Genomic DNA, 6,209 nt, shown 5'->3' with positions numbered 1-6,209 from the left:
GTTTTTTTTAGTATGTTTTGGATTGTTGTTTTTTGTGTGTTTTTGGATTGTTGGTTTTTTTGTGTTTTTGGATTTTTTTGCATTTTGTGGATTGCCACGCAGATTTTGACAAATCCGCTCGCAATGACGGCATTATTTCCCCCTCCCTTGCAGAGGGGGTTAGGGGGAGGGTATCCTACCATTGCGAGCATTGCAGGGCAAGCGTGGCAATCTATAAAAGAATTTTGTCATATTGAGCGCGTAAGTGCTGAATATCTTTATTTATATTTTGAGATTTTCTAAAGAAGCTATGCTTTGAGATATTTCGCGCACACGCTATTAGTCCAACAAATTATATGGCGTGGATTTTCGCGCGTGGCACATAAACCACGCTCGCAATGACTGCAAATTTTGTAACATTGAATAGTATGACAAAAAATGAAGTATAAAAAAGCAACAATAAAAAAGCAAGCAAGGCAAAAAGTATGTATGACAAAAAATGTGGTTGTATTTTTGGCAGGTTGTGATTTTGGCATTTTCACTATTTGGTAGTGTAAAATGTATATGGTGGTTGGGATTTTAGGATAATTTCGCCATTACAAAGCAAAGAATCTAACAATTCTAGCGTGCTAGGACTAAAAAGCATTGTGGCTTCGCTCTGCTCCACAGGGCGAGTGGATAGAAACTTTAGTAGCGAATCTTTATCATAGTTTTTTTTGTCATAGCGTTGTTTTTCTATGCTAGATTTTGCAAAATCTAGCATAGATTTTGCGCCATTTTTAGTAAAAGTCAAATGAGCATCTGCATTAGATTTTGGACTAGATTTGGGGGGTGAGATTTTGCCATCTTGTGTTAGATTGGTGGCGTTAGATTGGATTTTGTCTTTTTGGATTTTATCGCGTCTTGGCAATGATAGATTTAGATTGGCAAAAAATTTGCTAGCCCAACGTAGTTTTTCCTCACTCACAGATTTTACCTGATATGCGCTAGGTCTATCGATACTCCCTAAATCCACACGAGAGATTTTGACTTTGCGCAAAAACTCTGCAATAGCGCGTAGATTTTCCTTGCTATCATTATGCCCCTCTACGAGTAGGACTTCGGCGACTAACTCGCCACTATACTCCGCGCTAAAATCCTCTATGCCTTTTAATATTTTTTCTAGCGATAGCAAATTGCTTGGTCTATCAATCTTTTTAAACGCGCTTAAAATCCCAGCATCAAGCGAAAATTTGACAATATCAAAATGTTGCAATGCTTTTTTTTGCTCATAAAATCTTGAGCCATTGCTAAGGATTAGCGTCTTTATGTGCGGGGGCAAAAGTGGCTTTGTAGCGGTGATAAGCTCATATAGTTGCGGATATAGCGTAGGCTCGCCTGTGGCAGTAAAAGTAAGCACGGAAATATCTTGGTGTGATTTTAGGGCTGTTTTTATCTCGCTCAAAATCTGCTGATAAGGAAAAACTTCGCGCATAGATTCCATAGGTTTTGCTTTGTATAGTTCGCAATAAACACAATCAAAATTGCACTGCTTTGTGCTAGGGGATAAATCTACCCCCAAAGAGCGTCCAAATCGGCGGGATAGCACGGGTCCAAATATGATTTGCGGGGAGATTTGATTTTTTGCTAAGCTATTTTTTGTTGGTTGCTTTACTTGCACGGGGGTTTGCGTAGTGTTTTTTTGGATTTTAGATTTTGACATTTTTTTATCTTTATTTGTTGTAAAAAATCTTTGTAGTAAAAAAGCTAATCCACAAAAATAAACTTTTCATCAAGTATTTTTTGGATAGCATTTTTTCCTTTTATTGCGGCTTTTGATAGCTCACGCAGGGCTAATCCGCGATGAAGTTTTGCCTGATGGGAAGTGCCTTTTGGGATAGGCAAGATATAATGCGGGTGGGTAAAACGCGCTCTTTTAAGCGGATATGCTTTGATATATACGCTAGCACGCAAATCGATGATGATTTTTTGATTTTGCTTTGTGCTAGGAATATCGCTAAAATCTAAGCCCAAAAACGCGTCTATGTCGTTTTTTTGCGCAGAATATAGAGAGTTTAGATTTAAGTCTTTTGAGCGATAATTTTGGTTTAGATGATAGTAGGGCAGGGCGTCTTTTGCTCTCACTAGCCCAAAAAGATTGCTAAAAATCAGCGTAGATTCTAGTATAAACTTCTGTGATTTTGCCTCCAAACTATCAAAATCTAACGCCTTGTAAGCTACGCCGTTATATAGCTTGATTGCGTTGATTCTTGGGGTTTTTGCTAGGTTTAGGCATTCTGCGAGCGTATCTAAATCTACGCGCTTTGTGCCAAAGATTTTTGCGATTTGCTCATCGCTAGATTTTGTTAATTCTTGCAAATATGCTTTGATATGTTTGATTCGCGCTTCTTTTCCACCCCAAAAGTCATCATCTAAGATATTCTTTGTGGCATTTTGCAAATTGCTTTGTAAGTCATTTTGCGCGTCATTTATCGCTATTTTGGCAATTTCTTTTGGGGATAGCTTTGATTCACTAGGGGATAATAAAATCTGCATTTTTACTCTTTTTTGCTATGATTTTGGTTTTTTAGTTTCTTGCATTATTCGTGCATTTTTGAGGTTTTTGGCGGATTTTACCATAAAAGGAATAATATGAACTTTACGAAAATGTTGGGTTCTGCTATGGGCAGTATTTATCTTTGGGTAGTGGGGCTGACACTTGGGGCGATTTTTGCGTGCGGGTTTTTAAGCGCACCTGTTATTTTTAACGCTTCTAGCTATCTTAGTCAAGCTGGGATTACGGATTTGTATATGACTAGGTATGCCTCTGGCGTGCTTATGACGCAGATTTTTGTGAAATTTAATGGCGTGCTAAAAGCAGTGGCGATTTTTATCCTTGTGTATGAGTTGCTTTTCTTTAATGCTTCGTCTAAAAAATCGATATTTTTACTAGCCATAGGGATACTTAGCGTGGTGCTTATTTTTGCTTTTAGTATGTATTATACTGATCAAATTATCGCTATGCAACAAGAGGGGGCAGCTTCCACAGGCACGGAGGAGTTTGAGAGCATTCACACACAAAGCGAGATGGTTTTTTTGATTTTATTTGGGACGCTTAGTGTTAGCTTTTTGTGGAGGGTATTTATGCTAAAAATGGATATACCAAGCGAAGCAAAAAAGGCTAGGGCTATTAAAAAATAGTGCGTTTGAAGTTTGGCTTAGTTGTGTTTAGTCGCCTTTGCAGATTGGTGTTGTCCTAGAATAATAGCAGCCGCAGGTTTAGAATGCAGGCTTCCAAGTAGCCAAGCGCAGAAAATGTGCCACAAGGACTCACAGGACACATATAGCGCATTGTTCTTTTCCCTCTGCGCTTCGCTTTTTAACTAATTGCTTACACGCATTAAACTAACCACACCGTCACTAATCTCATTCGTAACAATCTCTGTAATCCTTGCATTTACCCTCCTCTCAATCAAAATAAGCGCAAAGATTACAAAAAAGAGGATCAATTTAACTTAAGCTCACATAAAGGCAATCTTAAGTTTATGATTCACACGATGAAAAAAGTATATCGTTACACATAAATCAACCTTTGCAAAAATTTAGAGAGGCAAAAACAAGATAGATTCTTAAACTTTTTTGCTTGATATTAAATCTAAAAAAATTGCAAAATTAAGCAAAATTTCTCACCCAAATATTCTTGCCAAAATCTAAATAAAATTATCAAACAAATTAAAATCTTAATCGCCAAAGAATGTAAAAAAACTTCCAAAATGCAAGGTGAAATTGAGGTTGAGTGAGAGCAACCTTTTGATATAGATTTTGGGAACTAGGCGAGTTTGTGGCAAAAGATACGGGAGTAGCAGGCAAAAAACCTGTGTTTTGCTTCGCTTTCAACTGCAAGTATAAGGAGCAAAGGCACATTATCGTGTAAAGCACTCCAAAAATGAGTTTGCAAAAGGCAAAAATCACATTAACGGTATTGAGAATTTTTGGGCTATGCTAAGCATAGATTAAGCAAATTCAAATAAAACAAAAAAGAGAATTTTTTGCTTCACTTAAAAAAAAACAGAATTTAGGTATAATGCCCAAATTTAAAAGCAAGATTTGTATAAAATCTTGGCACAAAAATGATAAGAGAAAATCTGCTTAAGGTGTGTTGAGCCTTTTTTATGTGCAAAAAACTAGGGATAGCCACAACCAAAATGCCTAAAAGAGAAATCCACAAACACTAGCTCAATAAGGCTAAATGCGCTATTTGTATGCTTTGTTTTGATAGCACTCTTTGTGCGTGCAAAATCCAACTCAAACAACAAAATCTAAACCCAAAATTATGATTTTAAGCGAAAATCAAAGCAATGAATCTTGCAAGTTGATTCTAAGAGGATTTGGATAGGCTTTTAGGAGTTTTTGACAAAGTGGAGAGCTATATAGCGGGGCAATCTCGATATTTAGCATTTGTGCGCTTACATCGATTATCACGCAGTTATTTTGAGTATCGATTGTTCCGTCTTTGCTTAGTCGCACGCCATTTCCCTGTGCTATCCAGCGCAATGGCGAAAGCCCTGCGATACGCATTATAAAATCGCCATTTAGACTTGTGGCTAGATTATCCTGCGTGGTGGCGGCTACTTGGATAGATGAGATAATAGCTTGAATGTCTTTATTTACCGCAGCGTATTGTGCATCGGTTTCATTATAGTTAGAATCAGTCTCTATACTCGCATAGTCATTATAACAAAAATCCTCCTCGGTTAGATATAGTCCTTTTTGATCTATGACTTTATTTATTGCCTCATTTGCCACTTTGTATGCTTTATATTCTTTTGTGGCACTAAGTATATAAGCCCTTTTTATGAGTTCATCAAAATTATACTCTTCTGATTCTTTATCTGATTTTTTATACTCTTTGTATTCTTTTGTGTTTTCTAATGCACGTAATGCTTTGTCCCATACTTTTTCCTCCTGCGTATTTTTCAATACCCTATCTTGTGCATTTGCCTCCGACATATTAAAATCCGCTTCAAACATAGACCTATGAGTTAAAAATGATTCATATAGTGTTTCATAAGCTTTATATGCTGCATCCCCTGCTGTGTAACATTCTTGTATGTGGGAATCTTTTTCCCATAATTCTACTCGCTTCGCTTCGTATGCTTTATATTCTTTTGTGTTATGATAATTTTGCTGTGCTATTTGATATATTTGGTATTCTTTTGTGTTTTGTATTACTTCATATATAGCTTCCCAAGTAAAATCTCTGTATCTCTCTATGCAAGCACCACAAGGAGGGGTTTTATCCCCTAATAGTTCGTGCACCTCCATAGCTTTTGCTTCTTTTGTATTTTCGTATACTTGTTTTGTTTGCTGATAGGCTTTGTATTCTTTTGTGTTTTCCATAGCCTTTTGATATTGCACTAATATAAATTGTTCATAATAGCTTTTTGCTGATTCGGCAAGACTGCACGCCTTGTTACGTTCCTTATTCGCCCTGTTGTAATTTTGCAGAGCTATTGCTTGTTGTGGATTTGAAATTGCTCCACAGGTTTTTGGCTCACTATTGTTGTGTTTTTTTTCATTATTTTCATTCGCATTACACCCCCAAAATCCAAGCACACATACTGCCACTAATCCTACTCGTAGCAATCTTTTTAACCCCTTTAATCCTCGCATTTTCAATCCTTAAAGTAAAATCTAAGATTCTAACAATGCCTTACAACCTGTTAAGATTTGTCTAAAGCATTACACATAGGCGATAGCCTACAAAAAAAAAAAAAAACAGAATTTAAACCAAACACTCCCCATACTCTAAAGCACTTTTAACAAATAATTCTCCCAAACCATAAATACACTTAAAATCACAAAAGTTTGCTAACTTTCCCCATACTAATTTTCTTTCTTTGCGTTAATTTCCCCCACAAATGCCATATTAAATTTCATACACTTCATACTTCTTTTAACACAAATTCTCACAAATGTTTGCGCACGCTGCAAACTACACACTCCGCACTATTCTACACGCACACTCTACATACAACTCCGCACAATTTTGCACGCATACGCCCTACACACAATTCCGCATACACAATGCTAAAAAACTTCCTTAAAAAACTCAAAAAACATTCCTCCATATTCACTAACCATATTTCCTAAAAATTTCTATAAAACATAAAAACAATTAAAAACCCTCACAATATTTCTAAAACATTCCATAAGCAAAAAACTTCACAAAAAGAAACTTACAACTTTCT

The 6,209-nt window shown here is 36.4% G+C and carries 4 protein-coding genes and 2 pseudogenes; 3 read left to right on the top strand and 3 right to left on the bottom strand.

Annotation, left to right across the window (positions count from 1 at the left end):
- Nucleotides 1-282 (top strand): hypothetical protein (locus ACWIX0_RS12680; RefSeq protein ID WP_454174352.1); only part of this gene is annotated, 282 nt, incomplete at its 5' end.
- Nucleotides 283-709: 427 nt separating this feature from the next.
- Here ACWIX0_RS12680 and ACWIX0_RS12675 read toward each other — a convergent pair.
- Together ACWIX0_RS12675 and yaaA are read right to left on the bottom strand one after the other, a co-directional pair.
- Nucleotides 710-1,594: pseudogene (locus ACWIX0_RS12675) on the bottom strand (radical SAM protein); the annotation flags it as partial.
- Nucleotides 1,595-1,725: 131 nt separating this feature from the next.
- Nucleotides 1,726-2,514: a peroxide stress protein YaaA gene (gene yaaA / locus ACWIX0_RS12670; RefSeq protein WP_454174351.1), complete on the bottom strand. Its 789-nt coding sequence runs from the start codon at nucleotides 2,512-2,514 to the stop codon at nucleotides 1,726-1,728.
- 96 nt (nucleotides 2,515-2,610) lie between these two features.
- Between yaaA and ACWIX0_RS12665 the strand changes: the two genes are divergently transcribed.
- A complete protein-coding gene (locus ACWIX0_RS12665) occupies nucleotides 2,611-3,159 on the top strand; it encodes a DUF4149 domain-containing protein (protein ID WP_454174350.1) in 549 nt (182 codons plus the stop codon).
- Nucleotides 3,160-3,867: 708 nt separating this feature from the next.
- Nucleotides 3,868-4,121: pseudogene (locus ACWIX0_RS12660) on the top strand (IS1595 family transposase); the annotation flags it as partial.
- Nucleotides 4,122-4,308: 187 nt separating this feature from the next.
- On the opposite strand, the gene ACWIX0_RS12655 reads toward ACWIX0_RS12660, so the two are convergent.
- Complete coding sequence (locus tag ACWIX0_RS12655) at nucleotides 4,309-5,631, bottom strand: hypothetical protein (protein WP_454174349.1); 1,323 nt, start codon at nucleotides 5,629-5,631, stop codon at nucleotides 4,309-4,311.
- Between the last annotated feature and the right edge of the window lie 578 nt (nucleotides 5,632-6,209).

This window comes from Helicobacter sp. T3_23-1059 (assembly GCF_053654515.1).
Note: the sequence above shows the minus strand (reverse complement) of the source record. Positions and strands in the feature narration are given on the sequence as shown.

Excerpts from the sequence above, each read along its gene's own strand:
- yaaA (WP_454174351.1), bottom strand. The coding sequence starts at position 2,514 with ATGCAGATTTTATTATCCCCTAGTGAATCAAAGCTATCCCCAAAAGAA.
- ACWIX0_RS12655 (WP_454174349.1), bottom strand. The coding sequence starts at position 5,631 with ATGCGAGGATTAAAGGGGTTAAAAAGATTGCTACGAGTAGGATTAGTG.
- ACWIX0_RS12665 (WP_454174350.1), top strand. The coding sequence starts at position 2,611 with ATGAACTTTACGAAAATGTTGGGTTCTGCTATGGGCAGTATTTATCTT.